Annotated in this window: 17 protein-coding genes; 5 read left to right on the top strand and 12 right to left on the bottom strand. The window is 64.1% G+C overall.

The window, feature by feature from the left end:
- Window positions 1–176 precede the first annotated feature (176 nt).
- The 3 genes from ACOOHB_RS16410 to istA all read right to left on the bottom strand — a co-directional run bounded on the left by ACOOHB_RS16410 (window position 177) and on the right by istA (window position 3,915).
- Complete coding sequence (locus ACOOHB_RS16410) at window positions 177–773, bottom strand: hypothetical protein (RefSeq protein ID WP_420445877.1); 597 nt, start codon at window positions 771–773, stop codon at window positions 177–179.
- Window positions 774–1,669: 896 nt separating this feature from the next.
- Window positions 1,670–2,434, bottom strand: coding sequence for an IS21-like element helper ATPase IstB (istB, locus tag ACOOHB_RS16405; protein WP_420445876.1), 765 nt, complete (start codon window positions 2,432–2,434; stop codon window positions 1,670–1,672).
- Window positions 2,431–3,915 (bottom strand): IS21 family transposase, encoded by a 1,485-nt coding sequence (gene istA, locus ACOOHB_RS16400; RefSeq protein ID WP_420446925.1) that lies wholly within the window; start codon window positions 3,913–3,915, stop codon window positions 2,431–2,433. Before istA ends, istB begins: the two co-directional genes overlap by 4 nt.
- Before the next feature lie 69 nt (window positions 3,916–3,984).
- Between istA and ACOOHB_RS16395 the strand changes: the two genes are divergently transcribed.
- Window positions 3,985–4,119: a hypothetical protein gene (locus tag ACOOHB_RS16395; protein ID WP_420445875.1), complete on the top strand. Its 135-nt coding sequence runs from the start codon at window positions 3,985–3,987 to the stop codon at window positions 4,117–4,119.
- 175 nt (window positions 4,120–4,294) lie between these two features.
- Here the strand turns inward: ACOOHB_RS16395 and ACOOHB_RS16390 are convergent, their stop codons facing one another.
- The 3 genes from ACOOHB_RS16390 to ACOOHB_RS16380 all read right to left on the bottom strand — a co-directional run bounded on the left by ACOOHB_RS16390 (window position 4,295) and on the right by ACOOHB_RS16380 (window position 6,403).
- A complete protein-coding gene (locus tag ACOOHB_RS16390; RefSeq protein ID WP_420445874.1) occupies window positions 4,295–4,702 on the bottom strand; it encodes a hypothetical protein in 408 nt (135 codons plus the stop codon).
- 247 nt (window positions 4,703–4,949) lie between these two features.
- Complete coding sequence (locus tag ACOOHB_RS16385; RefSeq protein WP_420445873.1) at window positions 4,950–5,612, bottom strand: helix-turn-helix domain-containing protein; 663 nt, start codon at window positions 5,610–5,612, stop codon at window positions 4,950–4,952.
- Complete coding sequence (locus ACOOHB_RS16380) at window positions 5,609–6,403, bottom strand: TIGR04255 family protein (RefSeq protein ID WP_420445872.1); 795 nt, start codon at window positions 6,401–6,403, stop codon at window positions 5,609–5,611. The genes ACOOHB_RS16385 and ACOOHB_RS16380 overlap by 4 nt, the downstream gene beginning before the upstream one ends.
- 176 nt (window positions 6,404–6,579) lie before the next feature.
- Here ACOOHB_RS16380 and ACOOHB_RS16375 point away from each other — a divergent pair, with 176 nt between their 5' ends.
- Window positions 6,580–7,347 carry a transposase gene (locus ACOOHB_RS16375; protein ID WP_420445871.1) on the top strand — a complete coding sequence of 256 codons (768 nt, stop codon included), beginning with the start codon at window positions 6,580–6,582 and terminating at the stop codon, window positions 7,345–7,347.
- 375 nt (window positions 7,348–7,722) lie between these two features.
- Here ACOOHB_RS16375 and ACOOHB_RS16370 read toward each other — a convergent pair whose 3' ends face one another.
- From ACOOHB_RS16370 to ACOOHB_RS16350, 5 genes are all read right to left on the bottom strand, one after another.
- A complete protein-coding gene (locus ACOOHB_RS16370; protein ID WP_420445870.1) occupies window positions 7,723–8,502 on the bottom strand; it encodes a hypothetical protein in 780 nt (259 codons plus the stop codon).
- 128 nt (window positions 8,503–8,630) lie between these two features.
- Entirely contained in the window at window positions 8,631–9,491 is an 861-nt protein-coding gene (locus ACOOHB_RS16365; RefSeq protein ID WP_420445869.1) for a hypothetical protein, read from the bottom strand.
- Between the two features lie 18 nt (window positions 9,492–9,509).
- The gene (locus tag ACOOHB_RS16360) at window positions 9,510–10,601 is read right to left on the bottom strand and encodes an IS630 family transposase (RefSeq protein WP_420444154.1); all 1,092 of its coding nucleotides are present in this window, start codon (window positions 10,599–10,601) and stop codon (window positions 9,510–9,512) included.
- A gap of 188 nt (window positions 10,602–10,789) precedes the next feature.
- Window positions 10,790–11,065 (bottom strand): hypothetical protein, encoded by a 276-nt coding sequence (locus ACOOHB_RS16355; protein ID WP_420445868.1) that lies wholly within the window; start codon window positions 11,063–11,065, stop codon window positions 10,790–10,792.
- Between the two features lie 164 nt (window positions 11,066–11,229).
- Window positions 11,230–14,115, bottom strand: a complete 2,886-nt coding sequence (locus ACOOHB_RS16350; protein ID WP_420445867.1) for a cell wall-binding repeat-containing protein — start codon at window positions 14,113–14,115, stop codon at window positions 11,230–11,232.
- A 173-nt stretch (window positions 14,116–14,288) separates the two neighbouring features.
- On the opposite strand from ACOOHB_RS16350, the gene ACOOHB_RS16345 reads away from it, so the two are divergent.
- On the top strand, window positions 14,289–15,455 hold the full coding sequence (locus tag ACOOHB_RS16345; protein WP_420445866.1) for a tyrosine-type recombinase/integrase: 1,167 nt from the start codon (window positions 14,289–14,291) through the stop codon (window positions 15,453–15,455).
- A gap of 252 nt (window positions 15,456–15,707) precedes the next feature.
- On the opposite strand, the gene ACOOHB_RS16340 is transcribed toward ACOOHB_RS16345, so the two are convergent.
- Window positions 15,708–18,356 (bottom strand): cell wall-binding repeat-containing protein, encoded by a 2,649-nt coding sequence (locus ACOOHB_RS16340; RefSeq protein ID WP_420445865.1) that lies wholly within the window; start codon window positions 18,354–18,356, stop codon window positions 15,708–15,710.
- 231 nt (window positions 18,357–18,587) lie between these two features.
- On the opposite strand from ACOOHB_RS16340, the gene ACOOHB_RS16335 reads away from it, so the two are divergent.
- Together ACOOHB_RS16335 and ACOOHB_RS16330 are read left to right on the top strand one after the other, a co-directional pair.
- Window positions 18,588–19,790 carry a tyrosine-type recombinase/integrase gene (locus ACOOHB_RS16335; protein ID WP_420445864.1) on the top strand — a complete coding sequence of 401 codons (1,203 nt, stop codon included), beginning with the start codon at window positions 18,588–18,590 and terminating at the stop codon, window positions 19,788–19,790.
- Window positions 19,791–19,949: 159 nt separating this feature from the next.
- Window positions 19,950–21,629, top strand: a complete 1,680-nt coding sequence (locus tag ACOOHB_RS16330; protein ID WP_420445863.1) for an ATP-binding protein — start codon at window positions 19,950–19,952, stop codon at window positions 21,627–21,629.
- The last annotated feature ends 42 nt before the right edge of the window (window positions 21,630–21,671 follow it).

Genomic DNA, 21,671 nt, shown 5'->3' with positions numbered 1-21,671 from the left:
GCTTGCCCAGCATCGACAACCGAAAGGGCAAAGACCGGAACAGTCAGCAGCGGAGACGCGACCTGCTCCGATGGGCAGATCAGCCGACGCGTTGCCGTTCCGGGGAGTGTAACGACACTCATATATACCAGTGTGGAGACACAAACGTCGCGCCATTCAAGGTTGTAGGTGAATCTTCAGAGAAGATCATCGACAAACGCTTGCGTAGCCGAATCGTCAGAACGCTCGTGGCGCGCCCAGTATTCGATTCCTCGGTGCGCTTCATGGCGGATTTGCGCAAGTGAGACCTTCTGCTTGCTCGCCTTCTTGCCGAGCATGTCCACCGGATCAATAAAGCTATTTTTAGACATACGTGGTTTTGGGAGCACAATCATGCGGCCACCTTTTAGGTCGCATTGTTTCCGTACGGCTGGCAGGTACGCCAAGAGTTGCCCCCATTCACGAATCGGGTCTTCGATGCCTTCGTTCCAAGTTACGACTGACAGCGTTGGCAGTCTAGAGAGAACGAGCATTTCCTCGGCTTGGTTGGATTGGGATTTATCGCGAGTCACGAATGCTGCAAAATTGTGCTGTGATGCTACTAAGTACAGGTACCAATCAGGTGTACTACTCATCGAAAGGTCCCTGTCGAGGTCATACAGATGTGTTACATCGACGCTTTGATCGAGCGCCTCAATCATCGACAAAGGAGTCTTAGGGAATCCTTGGTCGAGTAGTAAACGGAACTTAGATGGCGGACGCGAGGGCATCTCGTCTTCGAAGCCGCGTTTCAAGGTCTATGGCGTCCTTCACCGATGTGGCTGTAGTGCCCGGGTAGAGCGCAACGATGTGGCCTACTGGAAGGAGCCTCTCGGTCGATAGAGCGTATAGAGAGCTTGTCGGTATACGACTCCTAGCGACGCACGGATCCCCAGACATGACCCACGGGACAATACGTGTATGACTTGATGGCCTGACCAGATCAGGTGCCCAAACAGTCTTTTGCCCGCGCCATTGTAACTCGTCAATCGGTTCGTGTAGATCAAATACTCTCATCAAGTCGAGAAAAGCGCTGGACGGGAGCAGGTTGTTTCTGTCATCGCGAATGTCGGCGTTTGGGCTGCCATCCATGATCAGGTCGTATCGCGTGGCGCGGATTTGTCGGATGTCTTGCCCTTCGGCGAGATGTCGCCTGACATTCGTGATCTTTTTGGCAGCGAGGTCGCGCCGCATCTTCCCTTGCCGCAACCACGCAAGCAGACGCAGAAGCACTAAGTCGCGGTACGACCATGCTTGAGGGGAAGCTCTCGGGTAGTCACCCAAGAATGTCTCGCTGCGCCGCCACTCGTACAGCGTCGGGCGAGGGATCCCGGATAGCTGCGCTGAGCGAGTGGCGTTGTACCACCCGCGTGGTGTGCGCAGCGCGTACGCCATGTTTTGCCGCTCTTGGCTGTGATCGGGCACCATACCTAGGAAGCATGCCACCAGACGAAGGCAGTTCGCCGCATGTCGCCTCGCCAACGACCCGCACCCAGCTTCAGCAGACGGGCTAGGGCCACTAGCCCTGATTTTTCATCGGGGTTGTGGTTGATGTCAATGGCCAGTGGGATCTGCCCAGTGGCGGACAGTAGAACTGCCCGTTGGTGGCCAACAGAACTGCCCGGTGGTGGCCAGGTGTTGTGCCCGTGGGTCAGTTGGCCGGTGGCGTCACCCCCTTGCCGGCGGTGGCTTGGGTGAGGCGGATGCTGTCGCCGGCGGTGATGACGATGTGGGCGTGGTGCAGGAGCCGGTCGACGGTGGCGTTTGCGATGGTCTTGGGCATGAGTTCGTCGAACCCGGCGGGGTGAAGGTTGCTCGACAGGGCGATGGAGTGTTTCTCATAGGCAGCGTCGACGACGCGGCAGAGCGCTTCGGCGGTCTCGGTGGCGACGGGGAGCAGGCCGATGTCGTCGATCACGATGACGTCGGCGCGCATGATCCGCCGGATCGCTTTGGCGGCGGTGTCGTCGGCGCTGTGGCGGCGCACGAGCGCGCCGAGGTGCTCGAGACTGAACCAGGACACTTTGTGGCCGGCATCGACGGCGGCCTGGCCGAGCGCTTCAAGAAAGTGGGTCTTGGCGGTGCCTGATGGTCCGCACACGACGAGGTTCTCGTGGCGGTGGATCCATTCGAGGGTGCGCAGCGCCCGCTGGGTCGGCGCCGGGATCGAGCTGACGGTTCCGTCCCAGGCGTCGAAGGTCTTGCCGGTGGGGAACCCGGCCGCTTTGCGCCGGGCCCGGATTGAGGATGCTTGACGGCCGGCGAGCTCCTCGGTGAGCAGTGCGCGCATCGCTTCGGCCGGTTCCCAGCGTTGTGCTTTGGCGGTGGCCAACAACTCCGGTGCTGCGGCGCGCATGTGGGGCAGGCGCAGGGTGCGCAACAGGTCGACGACCTCGTCGATCGGCGCTGGGTTCATCGGTCGCCTCCGAGGCGACCCCAGGCGGCGGTGCCGGGCTGCAGCGAGTGCACGTCATCGGCGCGTCGGCGCTGTCCGGGCGGGTCAGCGGCCAGGATCGAGGCCAGGTCGCCGTCTGCGAAGCGGCCGAACATCGCGGCGGCACCGAGCGCCCCGTCAAGCCGCTCGGCGCCGTGCAGTCGGGCAAGGGTGACGGCTTGGGCCATCTTGACCTTCATGCGGGTCGTGCCCGCAGCAGCTGCTTCAACGAGCCAGGTGCGGGCGCCGTCTCCGATGGCGCCGAACTCGGCCTCGGCCGCGCTCGTCGGTTTCGGACGCCGCCCCAGCGGCCCAGCCGGGCGCGGCGGGTAGTGGGCGTCGTCGATCATCGGATGCCCAGGCGTCGAACGCTGGTGGCGGGCAACCTCGATCGGGCCTGACGGTGCGCAGTGCGTCACGACGACCTGGTCACCGTCCACACGCACCCACACCGTCTCATCGGCCAACGTGTGCGGGACCGAGCAGGTCACGCCGCCGAAGCTGATCGTGGAGCTCCAAGAGACTTTCCGGGTCTCCCCGAACACCGCCGTGTATGGGGCCTCGGGCAGGCGATGCAGCCGCTGCTGCTCCTCGAGGACCATCTCGACCGGTGCCCGCCGGGTCACCCGATGCTCACGGCCGTTGACCTCGGCCATCCACGCCTCGCACGCATCGACCAGCTCGGCCCAGCTGGTGCAGTCGCCGCGCAGGTTCGCGTCGGTGGGCACCAAGTCGGCCTTGGCGACCCGCACCGTCGCCTCTGACCCGCCCTTGGACTCGGGGTCCGCCGGCACACACGTCGCGATCGTGATCCCGTAGCGGCCGCCGATCGCGACCATCTCCGGATGCCTGACCGGCACCCCCGCGACGTGGTCGATCGTGACGGTGCGCTCGTTGTCGGTCAACCAATACGTCGGTGCACCACCCAAGGCCCTCATCGCCCGGTCGACACAGCCGATCACCGTCGCCAACCTGCGATCCCAACACGGCACCACCACCCGGAACCTCGACCACGCCAACCACGCACAAAACAGATTCGTCCTTCGGCCCGCGATGACCGCACCGGTGCCCCAGTCCCACTGCGCCCACATCCCAGGCTCGCCGATCCACAGCCGATACACCCGCCGCCGACCACGGCGATGGTTGGCCTTCACCTCCGCCACCGCCCGACGCACCGTCCGGGCCGAACCCTCGAACCCCAACGCCTTCAACTTGTCGTGGCAACGATCGGCGCGGATCTTGGCGTGCGACCGCTCGACCCACTCCTCGATCTTCGCCAAGAACGGATCGATGATCCGCCCCCTGCGCCGCGGCCCGTCGCCGGCCAACTCGCCGGCATCGCGCTCAGCGACATAACGGGCCACAGTGTGATGAGACACCCCGGCCAGCTCACCGGCGCCACGCAACGACCCAGCCAGGTCGAACGCTTCCAACATGTTCATGATTTCCTCGCGAGACTTCACTCGCTCCTCCAACTCGACGGTCACCGTTGTCGTGACCGGCCATTCGAGTAGGAGGAGCACCCCGCCGCGGTGGACCCCGACGGAAAATGGACTTCAACGCGGGCAGTCCTGTTGGCCGCCGCCGGGCAGAACCGTTGGCCCCCAGCGGGCACCTACATGGCCGCCACTGGGCAGGATCTCATGGCCGCCGACAGCTCGGACTAGTCGTCGACCAAATGAGCCGCCGGCGCCTCAAGGCCACCATTGCTCGGCTGCCCATGATCCATCGACCGACGAGTGCGTAGCCGTTCAGCGTGAAGAACAAGGCAACGAGCGCCAGGACGAAGCTCGCCTCGGACATGCACGACGCGAAGGGTCGTTAGATGAGGCGACATAGGGCTCATTCGGGGTCCGGCGCATTACGCCGATGCCTAATTTCTTGACGAATCAAGGACTGGGCCCTGAATCGGGATTGCGACTCCAACATCAACTTTCTCAGCCGGCGATCGTCTGCATCCAGGAATGCTCCGAAGTCTTGCTCACTGTTCTCACCCAAGGCTTCAATCCATTCTTCGTGCAGATTTACCTCCATGAGAACCGGTGCTGAGTGTTCTTCGAGCGTGGTCAATTCGATCACGACGCGCGTGAGGTGGTGTGCCATTCGCTGCTGCAGCAGCTGTATTCCGACTTCGGACATCGCCGCTACGCGGTGACCCGCCTCCAGGTCGGCGGTCTCTACGCTGCTCAACTCCCGAAGATTCGCGGAGACGGCACGAAACTCAGCCATCGCCAGCTCCGGCAACGGCATCCAGTCATAGTCGCCGCGCCAGAGTGTGTTCGGCCGTTCATGTACGGGCGCAACGATTTGCGTTGGATGAAGCTGTACCCCCCGCCGCATCGAACATGCGTGAGACACGACGCACACAGGGCCCGAGTCGAGCAGCACGACATCACCCTGCATGAGCATCCGGTGGGTGGGCACCTCATCGGGTGGGCAGGCGTACCAGACGTCAGAAGGATCCTCGGGCTCATCGAGTTCGCTCAACGCGTCTCCGTTAACTACGTCGGGTGATCACTCGCTCACCATCAGGGCGCTCAACGACCATCCAATCCGAGCGTGTGTCCGTTCGCCAAGTGGAATTCCAGCGGTCCAGGAGCTCTTCAACAGTCAGATTGCCCTGCGCGTGCTCGAGGATGTCTTCGTCGTGCCCAGCGCGGTAGATCCCGGCGGCTGTGATGGTGTGCTGCTCGACGAGCGGCATCATCAGCCAGCCGACTGGATCATCGATTGGCCCGACCTCCGAGAGGATCTCCAAGAACGCAGCCAGTTTGCTCAACGACCGCAAGCGCTCAGGCGCGAGCGCACCCCCGGATCGCCACTTGCGTACCGCCGAGATCGAAACTCCGCACAGCCGCGCGACGTCCGTCCAGCCAAGGCCGCGATCCACTGCCAGCTCCTCTAGGAGCGATTCGCTTCCGCCCTGTGCCTTCTTGTTTGTCAGAAGGCTCAGCACGGGCAACCGTGGTGCACGTTGGCTGCGCGCTTTACGCACGCTGACGAACCGCGCTGAACTCACCCATGTCCAGTTCGTACATGCCGAGTAGGACTCATTCAGGTCTGCAATTGCCGCGGATGCGGAAGCCGTGCCGATCTCGGGCATGAGGCCCGAGCCGAGCTGCCGCGACTTCGCGGAGGTCTGATCGGTGATGAGCGTCATGGCTCCTCCCGGAACAGTTCCCGCGCACGATCAGTTATCGAGCACTGGAACAGTTTTCCTATCGGCTCGTGCAGATCGTCGAGCACGGCAGCGACCGGTCCGGTGTCGAAGTCGATCATCTTGGAGCCGCTGGTGTCGCGATACGAGTCGACGTCAATGACGAAGAAAGGGCCCTCGGGTGGTTGCGTTCGACGGCGCAATGGCTTGTCCCCAACGACTCCCGAACCGACCATCGCGGCATACCGGACCAGCATGTGGTGGTTGCCATCGTGAAGTACGGCCGCGGTCGTGAAGCCGGCGGGTGACATGTCAGGTGCCATCTTCAAGTGGCTGAGGACATCGGCAGCGATCCAGTCGCTCCATTGGGACGCATCCTCGATGGGTTCGGGAACGCGGATCTCATCGATATACCGCAGGCCGACGCGCTCGACACCGGCCACTCGCGCACTGCTGGCAACGACATCGATTGCATGCACAATCGAGGATCGAAACTCTGGCCACTCGCTGTACGCGGTGGTCTCGATCGCCAGCGACGTCCGAGTGAGTACAACCGAGGACATCCGTTCACGGTCTGAGAACCGCAGCAAGCGCTGGGTCTCATCGCCGTCGTCCGTGTCATCGCCAGCCCATTCGACGGTGGTCGTAGCGGGTATGGGCAACGACTCAGAGAACTGCTCCACCAGACAGTTCAAGGTGTCATCGTCCGTCAAACTCGGCACTAGCGGGAACCGGATTTCACAGGTGACGAACACCAGAGGCGCGTTCGCGTACACCTCGCGCGTGTAGCCCATCTGCCAGACACTATAAACCCATACCCAAACTCGCACCAGAACATGTACTGAGACTGAACCGCTCTGGCTTTGTTGGAGACTCAGTGGTTTGGTTTTCCAGCCCCGGCTGGGGTGGTCTTGTGGGCAGCGTAGAACGCTGCTTCGAATTCTGCGGGCGGGGTGTCGTCGCAGTGGCCATGGAGCCGCTGTTCGTTGAACCAGTGCACCCAGCCCAGGGTCGCGAGTTCGAGCTGGTCGGTGTCGTGCCTGCCGCCGGGCGGATCACGGTCGACATCGACTCCACGATCTGCGAGGTTCACAGCGACGCCAAGGGCGGCGCCGCGTACGGGCACGGCGGCAAGCTGGGCTATCACCCGCTGGTGGCGGTGCGCGACGACACCGGCGAGATCGTTCACTCCCGGATGCGCAAGGGGTCCTCCCAGCGGGGCCAGGTGCGGTTCGCCGCGGAGACGCTCGCCCGGGTGCGCCGCTTGGCGCCCCGCGCAGCGCTGACACTGCGCGCCGATGCGGGGTTCTTCAGCTGGGACCTGATCGACAAGCTCGACGCGCTCGGCGTGAGGTTCTTGGTCGCTGTCCCCCACAACCCCAGCGTCAAAGCCGCTGTGGGCGCCATCGACGAGCAGGCCTGGACGCCGATCGGCTACACCAGCGACGGCGAGGCCCAGGTCGCTGCCACCGAGCTCACCAGCGCACGGCGGCCCGCCCGCAAGCCCAAGCGCACAGTGCGGCTGGTGGTGCGCCGCACCCGCCTGGTCGGCGGCCAAGCCGAGATGTTCCCCCACTGGCGGCACCACACGTTCGTGACCGACACCGACCTCGACGCCGAAACAGCCGACGCCGCATACCGCGCCCACGCCCGCGTCGAGCAAGCCATCAAAGACCTCAAACTGGGTGGGCAGGCCAACAGCCGGTTCAGATCAACCGTGCAGCTGACTCCCAACTAGTGGGTCAGCAAGAGCGAGAGAATGGGCTTTGTCGCACTTGGGCGCCGTGCGCGGTTCTGCTGGTGATGTGACGCTCGGCTCGGCCATGTGCTTCTCATTGCCTCACGCATAGCCACTAGGCAGCGGACAGGCTCGCTGCTAACCTCAGCGGTGATCCAAGGTCCACAAGGCCAAGGGGGGCATCCGGTCGCTAGCTACGTACCGGGCGCCAGTTATGCGAAAGTGGAGGTAAGACGGGCCAGCTGCCCCATATGTGCGAGGCGAGACTGACAGAGTCTCCTTTACGCAGCTGGACTCTTGCCCACAGTCACGATCCATGGCAAAGACCTCGCGTGAATTCTCTAAATTCCCGGCCAAAAGGCCGGGAATTAGAACTTAGGCGCTGGATTTCCGACGGTCGGCTTCGTCTGCGGACTTGCTCTGCTTGTCGGCCCAGATCGAACGACAGCTTGTGCCCGGACGTATGTGGCCGTCGGCGTACGCGTTGATGTGCCCGCCACGGTCAACCTTCCAGACGGACATCGGCGTCTCGATTCTGGTTCCGTTGAATTTGCGCACGTCCCAGTGAAACCCGAGGGGCAATTCCAGATTGCGGACGAATTGAGGATCACGGCCGTGTCGCGCGTTGGGTTCGGCTGCCCGCCATCGGCGCTTGCTTGCATCCTCCAGCTCTCCGTCGCGCATGTGCAGTTCCCGGAATCGCTTCCGCTCAGAGGCGTCGTCAAGCCTGAGTGCCCTTCTTCTGCGTTGCTGCGCTTCAAAGATGTGGAAAGGGAGTATCCGCGGGTCGCGTGGCCCGTCGCAGCTGACGGTGTTGAGCCAGTCATCGAACATTGATTCCCATTCACCGGCCCGGTTGTCCTCCAGACTCATCGAGAATGCCTTGTACTTGCAGAATTGGCCGATGGAGACCATTCGCTTGCGCTCGACGTCATCGCCCGGTGAAGTGCGCACCCAACTCGGGGCCTCAAACAAGACTGCAACCGGGCCACGGTGCAGGTCCGAATAGAGACGACTTGCCGACCGGCGTTCGAGCAGATTCACCAACCTGCCCGTGTCGTGGCCCTTGGTGACGGCGAGACGAACGCAGCGGGTATGGAACATACTCCAGCCTCGCTCGCCGACGGCCTCGCAGAGGCCAACTGGGAATGGCACGCCCGACGAGCCTGCAGGGGCTCTCACGAGCCAAACCAAGGGACTCCTGGGCGCGTCTTGATCGACCGCGTTAGCGGACTCTCGTTTCGCGACCGCCCTCCTTTTTCGCCGTCGCTTCGAACTGGCGCTCACCGACGCACACGCATCGCGACATGGGCCGGAATCTGGAGTTCCCTGAGTTCTGAGTCGCTCATGATGCCGATGCAGCGCGAGACAAACGATCGGAGTTCGTTGGCCGGACGCTGCGGCTCGGTCCAGTTCACCAAGTCGGACGGAGGCGCCAATTGGTGCTCATCGAAGAATTCGACAAGTCGTTGTTCAACCCTTGTGCGCACGAGTGCATTCCAATTGGCAACAAGACGTTTGGGGAGCGCAGAAGCACGCAGGCCGTTCACCGACCACTCCTCGATTTGTCGCCGTTCGGCGTCGTCGAGATCGGCTCGACAAGCGCTCGCAAACTCTGCCCGCCATGTTTCAAGCAGCGCCGGGTCCAAGGTGGGCAACGGAAGTCCGTCATCATCACGAGCGCGCTCTTCTGAATTGATCACCGTGCCCTTCGATGGACGCCACAGCCAAGTCCCATCGCTGCTGTAGTCGACGATGGCCCGCCACAGATCCGGCCGAATCCAGCGCTCAACAGCCGACGCAACAGAACTGCCGACTTGAGAACGGTGCGGTTCGAGCAACTCAACGATGAAGGGCCGCACAGTCAGGTCCACGGAGACGACATCGTCGAGCAGTTGCACAACGTCGATGAACTTTCGCTTGCCGAAATCTGCTTCGGAAAAAGCACGTCCGGTGAGATCCAGCAACCGGTTCTTGAGCACGGTTCCATGCATCCGGTACCACTCGGTTCGCCGTTGCTGCGCAGCCTTGCTGAACGCCTCCAGCACGAGACCCTTCAGCGCCGACAGATCGGCACTCTCGGTAGGCCTAGCGGGATCGGCTAACGGCGAGAACTCCGAACGCTGTGTGTCTTGCTCGGCCACGGCTCTCCAGACCATCAACTAGTGGTGTGTCGCGGTTTTGTTTAGGGCGGTTCGGGCTCGTTTGACTTTGGCGATGATCTGGTCGGCGGTCTTGGTCCATGTGAGCGGCTGGGGGTCGTGGTTCCAGTGCGCGGCCCAGTGCTCGATGACGTCTTTGAGATGTTCGACTGATGTGAACGCTCGCGTCTTGAGGGCTTTGCGGGTCAGGATCGAGAACCAGCCTTCGACGAGGTTCGCCCAGCTGCTGCTGGTGGGTGTGAAGTGCAGGTGCCAGCGCTTGCGGCGGGGGTGGGAGAGCCATGTGCGCACGGGCTCGGACTTGTGGGCGGAGAGGTTGTCCAAGATGACGTGGACGTCGAGATGGCGCGGGGTGTGCAGGTCGATCCACTTGAAGAACGCGAGCACGTCGTTTCCTGTGTGGCGCTTGCGGGTCTGGGTGAGGACCTCGCCGGTGGCGACGTTGAGCGCGGCGAACAGGTCGATGGTGCCGTTTCTCTTGTAGTCGTGGGTCAGGGTGCGGTTGCGGCCCGGGCGCATCGGCAGCGACGGCTGGGTGCGGTCGAGCGCCTGGATCTGGGTCTTCTCGTCGAAGCTGAACACCACAGCGCGCTCTGGCGGGTCCACGTACAGCCCGATCACGTCGGCGAGCTTGGCCTCGAAGTCAGGGTCGGCGGACACCTTGAACACGTCGGCGAGCCACGGGCGCAGCCCCCGCTCGCGCCACACCTGGGCGACGAAGTCCTTGCCCACCCCGTGACGGGCCGCCATCTGACGCGTCGACCAGCACGCCGCCGCGTCGGGCGGCTCGGCGCACAGCGTGTCGGCCACGATCGCCTCGGTCACCGCTGCGGGCACGCTGGGCTTGCGGCCCCGCCCCGGCGCCACCACACCCAGACCGTCCACACCCAAGACCCCGAACTGGTCACGCCAGCGGCGAACCGTGTCCTGGTGCGCCCCCATCGCCCGAGCAACGCCGCGCACCGAACCGCCGTCCGCCAACGCCAGCAGCGCTCTCGCCGGACGCACCCGCCGCCACGGCTCGCTCACCGAACGCGCCACCCGCTCCAACGACGAACGATCAGCCTCCGACACGACAAATCCAGCAGTCATGCCACCACCATACGCGCCCCGACCATTTCACAGACGAACCACTAGTGAAGGTCCAACGTAGTTCTCCGCACGGGCAGAGCTCTGTCGAATTTGTATCGAAGACGCACCCAGCCTCGGTCGGCTGATCAGAGGGGCTGCGCTGAATTGGCGGGCGGAGACGCGAAGAGCCCAGGGGCCTGATGCGCGGTTCAGGTGAACAGGTCGGTGAGCCGGCTCAGCCAGCCCGCCTCGACGGCTGCGATCTCCACGGCGATGAACACAGCCGCTGCGGTCACCCACCTGCGGTCCGCCTTGCGCTGCTGGGCGGCGTCCGCACGGTCGGCCTCGCGCTGGGCAGCCAGCTTGTCAAAGCCAGCTTGCATCTCTTCTTTGGTGGCACAACGCGACAACTCGGCTGACAGCACTACGGAGAGATGTTCCTTGGTCACCAAGTCCGACAGCGGCGCGGGCGCCAGGTACGACATCAGGTACTCCGCCAGCGGCTCGTCGGTCTGCTCACGCAGCCAAGCGTAGAGGCGAGAACGCGAGGAGCCCCGGGGCCGTAACCCCGGGGCTCCTTCTCAGTTTTGGCTTTCCCGACTGGGTGGGCAGGCCACCAATCGGTTCAGTTCAACTGTGCAGCTAGCTCCTACTGGGGAGCCTTGACGCTGCTGCTGCGAGAGATACGGACCGTTGAGGCTCCGTTCTTGTTCTCGTTGACGTTCCCGGGGTTCGTACCCGTTGTGACGTCTTCGGCGTAACCGGTAGCGACGTCCACAGCGTCGTCGTGGTCGGTCGTGTCGAGGTTCGTCAAAGCGACGCCCGTGGTCATCACGAGATCACGCACCTGCGGCAGCATCGCCGCCGAGCTGGTGGTCAAGGTGTACGTGACCTTGGTGCCCGGGAAGCTGACGCTGACGTTGCCTTCGGCAGCCCTGCTGGGGTTGGTGAGCGCAAGAGCGCCTTGGACTCGGCCGATCGCAACTTCCAAGGACTCAACCGGGTCCGTGGTCTTGACACGCTCGGCGGTGGCCGCCAGGATGTCGGCCAGCAGGTTGCCATCGTCGGCTGCGCTGATGTACGCGTTGAACGTGACCTGAATCGCAGCCTTGGTTACGCCGCCTGCCAGCTTGACAGTCGACGCTTCGGCTCCACGTGCAAGTGTTGGGATCGCGAGCTCGGTGTTGGCGGGCTTGCCGCAAGCACCGCCCTCCAGTGATGCAACCTCAGCGTCAACCTTGACCAGGAACATCGCACTGAAGGCGCTGTTGGCCTCAAGCGCAGCCTGCAGATCAGCCAGCTTGGCCTTGCCGTTGTTGAACCGCACGAACACCGACTTGTCACGGCTGTTGACTCGGACATCGATGTCGAGGTCCTTCTCCGGGTTGTACGTGCTGGCCCTGTCGAACGTGAGCGTCCAGTCATTGCCGGCCGCGCCGGCAGCGGCACCGTCGCTCTTCGCAATGATCCGAATGTCCGGTGCGTCATCCGCAACCGGCGGAACCGCTGCGGTGCCTCCGGTGAGGACCGTCGGGACCGTAATCATTGCTTGAGCGGTTTGAATGCCATGGTTCAGGTTGCTCATCAGGACCGAAGTGATCCGCGGGCTCGCCTGCGCCTTGATCGCCGTGAACGAACGCTGCAGGCTCTTGTTCTTGGCCCCGTCTTCGACGGCACCTGCCGCGATGGTCACACGGTCATTGGCCGCGAACCTCGCAGCCCCATCCAACTCGATGTTGCCCTCAGTGATGTCGCCTGCCGCCGCGACAGAATCGCCTGTCGAATCTGTGTAAGCCCCGAGGGGACGAGTAGCTGCAGTGCCCAAGCGGACCGTGACATTCGCAGCTGAGATCTCCGCAGTGAACGGCTTGCCGTTGTCGGTGATCGACACAAAGCCATTCTGCTGGCCAGCGATCAGGATGACGCTCACGGACGGGCGTGTCCTGTCAGCCGGCTTTGCAGCAACCGTCACTGATGCCCCGCCGACCGCACGCTTGTCAGCACTGGAACCGAGCTTTGCGCCGCCCACGATCGAGATCGTGTCGCCAGCCTTCAACGCACTGGAAAGCGTGACTGTCACTACGTCCGCATCACACGCAGCGTTGTCGCCCGGGTTTTGCGTAGCAGCAGACAGTCGTGCAGGAACCCCGTTGATCTCGAGAATGTCGCGGATCGCGTTCTCAAGCTCATCAACGTCCTGTGTCGTGTCGTCGTTACCTTCGACGTTGTCGCTGAAGTACAGGCGCACCATGGTGTCGTCAACCTGCGGAGCGTCGTTACCGTCGACCTTCGTGTCCTCGTTGATGTCGAGGTTTTCGTCCTCCGCGCCGGTTCCGCCTGTGCCGATCTGCACCGTCAGGGCGTCAGCCGAAGCTGCCGCTGCAACCGCAGCGTCCATCACGCTCGAGCTCACGGCCGCAGTGCCGCCGATTGCCACGATGCTCAGGTTCAGCTTGTTGCCGCCGACAGTCTCCGGCGTTGCAGCCAGGTAGTCGCGCACCGAAGCGGGCAGGGTGTCGCCGACCACCAGGATCGGGACCAAGTCGCCACCGTCGTAGCTGCTGGCCAGCACCGGTGCTGCTGCTACGCCGTCAGGCAGCGCATCGCGATGCACCAGCGCCACCGTGTCAGCCGACACAGGCGCAAGGTCGTCCTTGCAGTCGCCAGTCAGCAACCCAGCCAGCGCCACCGAAGTAGCAGCAGCCGTGTCGCCGGCGATGCGATCGACGGTGTCGACACCGGCATCGCTTACGGCATTGGCAACGTCCTCAGAGACGGCGTCGGTGCCGCCCACGATCACAACGTGCTCGATGTCCTCAGCCTCGATGAAGTCAGCGGTGGCTGACGGCAGCTCATCGGCTGCGGTCAGCAGCACCGGCAGCTGCAGGCGATGGGCGATCGGGCCGACCATCATGGCCTCGGCAAGCGAAACATCGCCGCCGTTCACCAAGAGGGCCGCGATGTCCTCGCCGCCGCACCAGGCAGCGCCGCCGCCCAGCTCGGCAGCAACCGCAGCAGCCGTTGCGTACCGGTCGGCACCCTCGATGCGGGTGACCGTCGGCTCGTTGGCAAGGGCCTCGATGTCTTCGAGGACCGAGTCGGCGATAGCAGCGCTGCCGCCCAGGACGTAGATGGTGTCCACGCCGTAGTCCTCGATGAAGTCAGCCACGCCGCCGTGCAAGCTCTCAGTCGGCGTCAGCATCACTGGCGCGTCCAAGAAGCCCGCAAGACCCGACACCGAAACGGAGTCGACCAGCGTGTCGCCCGAAGCGACGAAAGCCACCGGCACATTGCCAAGTCCCTTGGACTTGCCGAGATTTGTCGCAAGGCGAAGCGCTGTGTCGTAGCGGTCACGACCGCCGAACTCACGGGCGTCAGGGACGCCGTCGTCGTTCGTGTCGACGAGCGCCTCGCCGGATGTGTTTGCGGCTTGGGCTGGGGAACCCGCTACGACCGCAAGCACCGATGCCATGAGCATCGCCGCAAAGATCGCTGCGAGGGAGCGCCTGCCCCGCCGCTTCGTTCGAGTGTTCAAGGTTCTGTTTCTCCTTGTTCAGCATGTTTCTGCGTCATTTGGTGAACTGACAGTCCTAAAGCCGCAGGTCACAAGGCAGCAGAACCGATAGTTCGCGCCGGTTCGTTCCCCTGAGTGCTGTGCGTTCCCATTAGTCCTGGGGGCACGGAGCGGGGAACAGGAAGGGCAACCCAATGGCACAGGCCCAGCGACTCACTGCAACGCAGATCGAGGACGCACCCGCCGGCAAACACGCCGACGGCGGCGGGCTCACGCTCGTGGTCAAGCCGACGGGTCGCCGCTCGTGGGTTGCACGGCTCACCGTTGACGGCAAACGCCGCGACATCGGGCTCGGCGCCTATCCGGGCGTCAGTCTCGATGACGCCCGCCTGAAAGCCACCGAGCTGCGGGCCGAAGCCGACAGCTGCGGCGCCGATTCGCCGTCGCAGCGCTTAGGAGACGTGCCGACGTTCGCTGAGGCAGCCGCCGCGGTGCACGCGCTGAACGAGCCGCGCTGGCGCAACGAGCGCCACGCCCACGAATGGCTCGACTCGCTGCGCCGCCACGCGGCACCGCTGCAACATGTGCCCGTCGATCGCATCACACGAGCCGACGTGCTGGGGGTGCTGCACCCCATCTGGCACGACAAGCCCGCAATGGCCCGCCGGGTGCGTCAGCGAGTCCGCATGGTGCTCGCCTACGCCATGGCGCTGCACGAGCACATCGTCTCGAACGCCGCCGGCGACGGGATCGATGCAGCACTGCCGCCCATGCCGAGGGTCCGCAACCATCAGCGGGCGCTGCACTATCGCGACGTGCCCGCAGCGCTCAGGGCGATAGCCGCTTCCAGCGCCAGTGACGCCGCGAAGCTGTGCCTGCGGTTCCTGGTGCTGACAGCGGTCCGCTCAGGCGAAGCCCGCGGCACCTGTTGGCATGAAATTGAGGTATGCGACGCAGCGTGGCGCATTCCTGGTGAGCGCATGAAGTCCGGCATCGAGCACCGCATCCCGCTGAGCCGCCAAGCGCTCGAGGTGGTCGAGGCGGCGCGCCATCTCGAAGACGGTTCCAACCTGGTGTTTCCCTCACCGCTCAAGCCCGGATATCCGCTGAGCTGGCAGACGCTGCTGAAACTGCTGCGCACCAACGAACTTGACTGCACCGTTCATGGATTTCGCTCCTCGTTCAAGACCTGGACAATAGAGGCAACTTCGACGCCTTGGGCCGTCGGAGAGGCTGCGCTGGCGCACGTCGTGGGTAATAGCACAGAAGCCGCGTACGTCCGCGGCGACCTCTTCGACCAGCGTCGCAAGCTCATGGCAGCCTGGGCCGACTTCGCCGCACCCCGGCGCAAGCGCACCTGAGCGAGACGGTCTTCCACCCCGGCAAGCCCGGCGGACGCTCAGCGGCCGTCCTGCGGCTCTCAGGCGGCCCTCAGGCCGCCCATGGCGTCCAACCCGCAGCGCAGCAGCCGATCGGTCCCCTGGGGCAGCGTGGGATCGGGCGCAGACGCGAGGAGCCCCAGGGCCGAAACCCCGGGGCTCCTTCTCAGTTTTGGCTGTTCCGACTGGGTGGGCAGGCCACCAGCCGGTTCAGGTCAACTGTGCAGCTTGCTCTCAGGCAGCAGGCTCCTTGACTCCGCTGCTCCGGCCGATGCGAACCTGCGAGGCACCGTTCTTGTCCTCGTTCGCAGCAGTCGTCCCAACGTCGTCGGCGTAGCCGCCGGCAACCTGCGCAACGGCATCCTTCGCCTCGTCGACGTCGGTCGTAGCCGAGTCGTCGTTGATGGCGTCGGCACCAGCCGCCGTGTTCACGAGGTCACGCACCTGCGGAAGGAAGCTCGCCGCAGCGGCTCCCGCCTGTGTCGTTGCCTCGTAGCGCACGGTCGTTGTCGGGAAGCTCACCGTCGGTGCAGTACTCAGGTCAAGCGCTGTCCGGACAGCTGCGGTGTCCGCAGCATCCGTACGAGTGACCGTGTAATCAAGGATGTCGATGAGCAACTGGTCGTGGTCGACGGACTCGATGTAGCCGTTGAAGCGGACTTCAATCGCAACCTCGGTCACGCCGCCGAGCAGAAGGCCAGTGGTGACCTGCCTGTCGTCGTTGCCGAGCCCCAGCGCGGTGTTCAGGGTTGCCCCGCAGCCACCAGCGGCGTTGGCCGGCAGCTTCACGTCGAACATTGCGTTGAAGGCGCTGTTGCCCTCGAGCGCATCCTTCAGGTCGCCGTACTTGGCGTTGCCCGTGTTGAAGCGGACGAACACAGCTCGGTCACGGCTGTTGACCCGGACGTCGATGTCGACCGCAGCCTCAGCGTCGGACTCCCACGTGCTCGCCACGTCGAACACCACGGACCAGGCGTTGCCGGCCGCACCGGCCGCAGCGCCATCTGCCTTGGCAGTGATCGAGATGTCGTCCGAAGCGATGCCTGCGGGAACGTTGGCAGTGGCCTGAGCGCTGTGCTTCAGGTTGCTCATCAGCACCGAGGTGATCCGTGGGCTCTTGTGCGGAGAGATCGCCGTGAACGAGCGCTGCAGGCTCTTGTTTTGCGCAGCGTCCTCAGCGGCACCGCTTGCGACCGTGATGCGATCGCCAGCCACGAGCGCCGAAGCGAACGTGATGATGCCCGAGGTTTCGTCAACGGACTGCACATCCTGACCAGTAGTGGCACTCCTGACCGTGATGTCGTCCTCGTTGAGGACCGCATCGTCCGGTTCGGAAATGGTCACCTCAGCCGTCATGCGGCCAGCGATCATGATCACGCTGATCGTCGGACGGGTCCGGTCCGGAGTCGGAGCCGGAACCGTGTACGACGCTGAACCGACAGACCGCTGGTCGCCAGCAGCGCCAAGCTTGAAGCCGCCAACCACCGACACGGTGTCGCCTGCCTTCAGCTCACTCGCGAAGGTCACCGTCACTTGGTCGGGATTGCAATCGTCATCCGCACCGGCGTGATCCACTTCGTTGGTTTCGGCGAGCCGTGCGGGCGCACCGTTCAGCTCGACGGCGTCGCGGATCTTGCCTTCAAGCTGGGTGTCCTCAGCAATGACGTCGTCACTGAAGTACAGCCTCACGGCCGTGTCAGTGGGTGCTGGCAGGTCCTTGAGGTCAACCTCACCGTCATCGTTCTTGTCGGTATTGGCACCGATTTGAACCGTCAGGGCATCAGCCGAGGACGCTGCGGCAAGCGCAGCATCCATCACGCTCGCACTCACGGCAGCGGTGCCGCCGATCGCCACGATCTTGAGGTTGACCTTGTTCCCGCCGGCGTCTTCGTCCGGTATGGCGGCCAGGTAGTCGCGGACCGAGGCGGGCAGCGTGTCGCCAACCACCAAGATCGGGACCAGAGAGCCGTCGGCGAAGGTGTTCGCCAGCACCGGGGAAGCCGCAACGCCGTCAGGCAGCGCATCGCGGTGCACCAGCGCCACAGTGTCGCCCGAGACCGGATCGAGGTCGTCCGAGCAGCCGTTGAAGCCGAGCTCAGCCAGCGCCACCGAGGTGCCTGCCGGGGTGTCGCCTGCGATGCGGTCGACAGTGTCGACGCCTGCATCAGTCAGCGCACCCTCGACATCCTCGGAGACGGCGTCAGTGCCGCCCACGATGATGACGTGCTCGATGTCATCGCCCTCGATGAAGTCAGCGGTTGCTGAAGGCAGCTCATCGGCTGCGGTCATCAGCACCGGCAACTGCAGGCGGTTGGCAATCGGGCCGACCATCATGGCATCGGCCAGCGACATGTCGCCGCCGTTCACCAGGATGGCTGCAGCGTCCTCGCCGCCGCACCAGGCAGCGCCGCCGCCCAGCTTGGCAGCAACAGCAGCAGCCGTTGCGTAGCGATCGGCACCCTCAATGCGGGAGACCGTCGGCTCGTTGGCAAGGGCCTCCATGTCTTCGAGGACCGAGTCGGCGATAGCTGCGCTGCCGCCCAGGACGTAGATGGTGTCTACGCCGTAGTCCTCAATGAAGTCAGCCACGCCGCCGTGCAAGCTGTCGGACGGCGTCAACATGATTGGCGCGTCCAGGTAGCCCGCCAGGCCCGACACCGAGACGGCGTCGACCAGCGTGTAGCCCGAAGCCACGAACGCCGTCGGGATATTCCCGAGGCCGCCCTTGGCTGTAGCGAAGTTCTTGGCGAGACGGAGCGCGGTGTCATAGCGGTCACGACCGCCAAACTCACGATCTCCATCTGCCGTTACTACTTCGGAAGATGTGTTTGCGGCTTGGGCTGGGGAACCCGCAACGACCGCAAGCACCGATGCCATAAGCATCGCCGCCAAGATCGCTGCGAAAGAGCGCCTGCCCCGCCGCCTCGTTCGAGTGTTCAAGGTTCCATTTCTCCTTGTTCTGTACCCTCCTGCGTCATTTCATGGAACGAGAGGCCCAAAAGCACAGGTCAGATGGGCAGAAAACCCATAGTTATTGCGTGATTGTTCCCCCGAGAGGCCCCAAAAGCCCGTAGTTCTTGGGGGATCGATGCGGGGAATAATTGGGGCGACTACGTGGCACCAGCCGAGCGACTCACTACTTCGGAGGTCGAAGCTGCCCCTCCGGGAAAACACGCTGACGGCGGCGGGCTCACGCTCAATGTCAAGCCCTCGGGCCGCCGCTCGTGGGTGGTACGGGTCACGGTTGACGGCAAGCGCCGCGACGTCGGGCTTGGGCCGTACCCCCGGGTCAGCCTCGGTGACGCCCGCCGGCTAGCCGCTGAGCTGCGAGCCGAGGCCGCCGACCGGGCAGAGGCCGGGCGCGATGACGCCCCGCACATCCGCAGCAACAGCCGCAGCACCAGCATTTTCGGCGTGCCGACGTTCGCCGAAGCTGCAGCCGCCGTGCACGCACTGAACGAGCCGCGCTGGCGCAGCGCCCGCCACGCGCAGGAATGGATCGACTCGCTGCACCGCCATGCCGGGCCCCTCCTGCACTTGCCCGTCGACCGCATCACGCGAGCCGATGTGCTCGCCGTCCTGCATCCCATCTGGCACGAAAAGCCCGAGACGGCCCGCCGGGTGCGCCAACGCATCCGCACGGTGCTCTCCTACGCGATGGCGCTGAACGAGCACATTGCCTCGAACGCAGCCGGCGACGGCATCGACGCCGCGCTCCCTCGCATGCCGCGTGTGCGCAGTCACCAGCGCGCGCTCGACTACCGCGACGTCCCCGAAGCGCTCAAGGTGATCGCCAAGTCGAGCTCCTGTGACGCGGCGAAGCTGTGCCTTCGCTTCGTGGCACTCACCGCAACCCGATCCAGCGAAGCGCGCGGCGCACGGTGGCCCGAGATCGACGAAGCCGAAGCTGCATGGCGCATCCCCGCCGGACGCATGAAGTCCGGCGTCGAGCATCGTGTGCCGCTGAGCCGCCAGGCGCTCGATGTGCTCAAGGCAGCTCGCCGGTTTGACGGCTTTTCTCGCCTGGTGTTCCCGTCACCGCTCAAGCCCGGGCAGACGCTGAGCTGGCAGACGCTGCTGAAGCTGCTGCGCACCAACGGGATCGACTGCACCGTCCACGGCTTTCGTTCCTCATTCAAGACGTGGGCCATCGAGGCCACCACGGTGCCGTGGGCCGTCGGGGAAGCCGCACTGGCGCACGTCCTGGGCAACAGCACCGAAGCCGCCTACGTCCGCGGCGACCTCTTCGATCAGCGCCGAGAGCTCATGGCCGCCTGGGCCGACTTCGTGGCGCCACGCCGCCGGCGCTCCGCTTGAGGCACCCAGCGGAGGGAAGATTGTGAAATCTTTCGTCGACAAAGCAGAAAATACTAGGTATTGAGAGAACATTATAAAATCTTCTCTCAGAAATCTTCTATTCAGCGATTATGTGGGGAAGATTGTAAAATCTTCTCCTCGCTGGCTAGAGTGGTGGACATGGCTCGGCCGCAGCTTCAGCTCGCCGACATTCCCGAAGATCTCACGGCCGGTCAGTTTTGGGAACTGTTCGGCGAGGTCGGACACGCAACGCTTGATTTCAAAGGCGGACCTGGAGACAGCTTCAAGGAATTGCTCCCCGCGATGGCGATGACCGATGGCGGTCTCGCGATCTTGGGTGTGAGTGACACCGACGACAAGCGCCAGATCGTCGGTTGCCCGTTGGGACAGGGAACTCAGAACCGCATCACCCGCTACGCGAACCAATGCAACGTCCCTGTTGAGCTCAAGCCGTTCCGCGTCGACGAGTTCGAACTGATCGCGGTCGAGATCCCCCAGATCAGCGGCCGCATCGTCACTACGCCCGACGGACGGCTTCTTCGCCGCGTCGGCGGCGACTCACAGCCGCTAGTGGGCGATGCGCTCGCCGCGTTCGTCCGAGACCGGTCTCGACGTTCGGCGGAAGAAGAACAGTTGAATCGCCGGTTCAATCCCGCCGATTTCGACCTCGAACTCGTCAACTCCACGCTGGCCTACGACCGGCGACCTCCTGTTGCCGCGACAAGCCTCGTCGACGCACTCGTCGACTTGCACCTCGCAGAGCGAGCCCCCAGCGCCGCAACGAGCAGCGACGTCGAGGTGACGACCGCCGCGGCGATTCTGTTCGCACATGACCCGCGCCAATTCGTCGCCGGCGCCGCTGTGCATCTCGTGCGCCGATCAGGGATCGGCCCAATTGCCGGTGCCGCCTCGGACCGTCACGAATGCTGGGGACCGCTGCAAGGCGCAATTGAGTGCTGTGTCGATTTCATCGACAAGCACACCCGCACGTACGAGATGGTGTCTGGCCTGTTTCGCGAGCCCATTCCGGAGTACCCGCTTGCTGTGGTGCGGGAGGCACTGCTGAACGCTCTCGCGCACCGCGACTACGGCCTCGTCGGGACCACCATCGACGTGACCGTGTGGGACGACCGCATTGAGATTCGCAGCCCTGGCCCGCTCGCTGGTCACATCACGGTCGACAACATGCGCGAGGAGCACTTCAGCCGCAATCGCCGGTTGATGCGGACACTGCGCGGCATGGGTCTAGTGGAGGAGTTCGGGGAGGGAGTTGACCGCATGTATCACGAGATGGAAGCACGACTGATGCTGCCCCCGGAGTTCACTGCCACCGCTGATTCGGTGACTGTGACTCTGCGTAACCAATTCTTGGTTGATCTCGACGAGCAGGCGTGGCTCCTCGCCCTCGATCCGTGGCCCGGTTCGGCTGAGGAGCGCCGAGTGCTGGTCGAGCTTCGACGCCGCGGTGAAGCTGCCAAGCGACATCTCAGTGACATTCTCCCAAGCATCGACCTGGACTCCCTGCTCGATGAGATGCGCTTGCGGGGTCTCGTGAAACGCGTGGGGCGCGCGGGCGGCACGCAGTACCAGCTTTCGGACGGTGTCATCAGGCGTGCCGGGGCGCCAGCAGGCGGCGAGGTCTACGAACTCAGCAGCAGGTTGCTACAAGAAATTGACCGTGTCGGCAGCCTGTCCACCGCCGAGGCGGCGAAGCTGGTCGGCGTGGAGCGGGCAGCAGCCCGCAACGTCCTCAACGAACTCGCTGCAACCGGCAAGGTTCGGCTGGTCGGAAAAACGCGCGCACGTCGCTATCTGCGTGTCGACGAAGTCGAGAGCTGACCGGGAGACTGCGCTGGCCCACGTCGTCACCGCCCAGCTCGC

It is taken from the genome of Candidatus Poriferisodalis sp. (assembly GCF_965215815.1).
GTDB lineage: Bacteria > Actinomycetota > Acidimicrobiia > Acidimicrobiales > Poriferisodalaceae > Poriferisodalis.
This window is presented reverse-complemented; position numbering and strand designations above follow the sequence as displayed.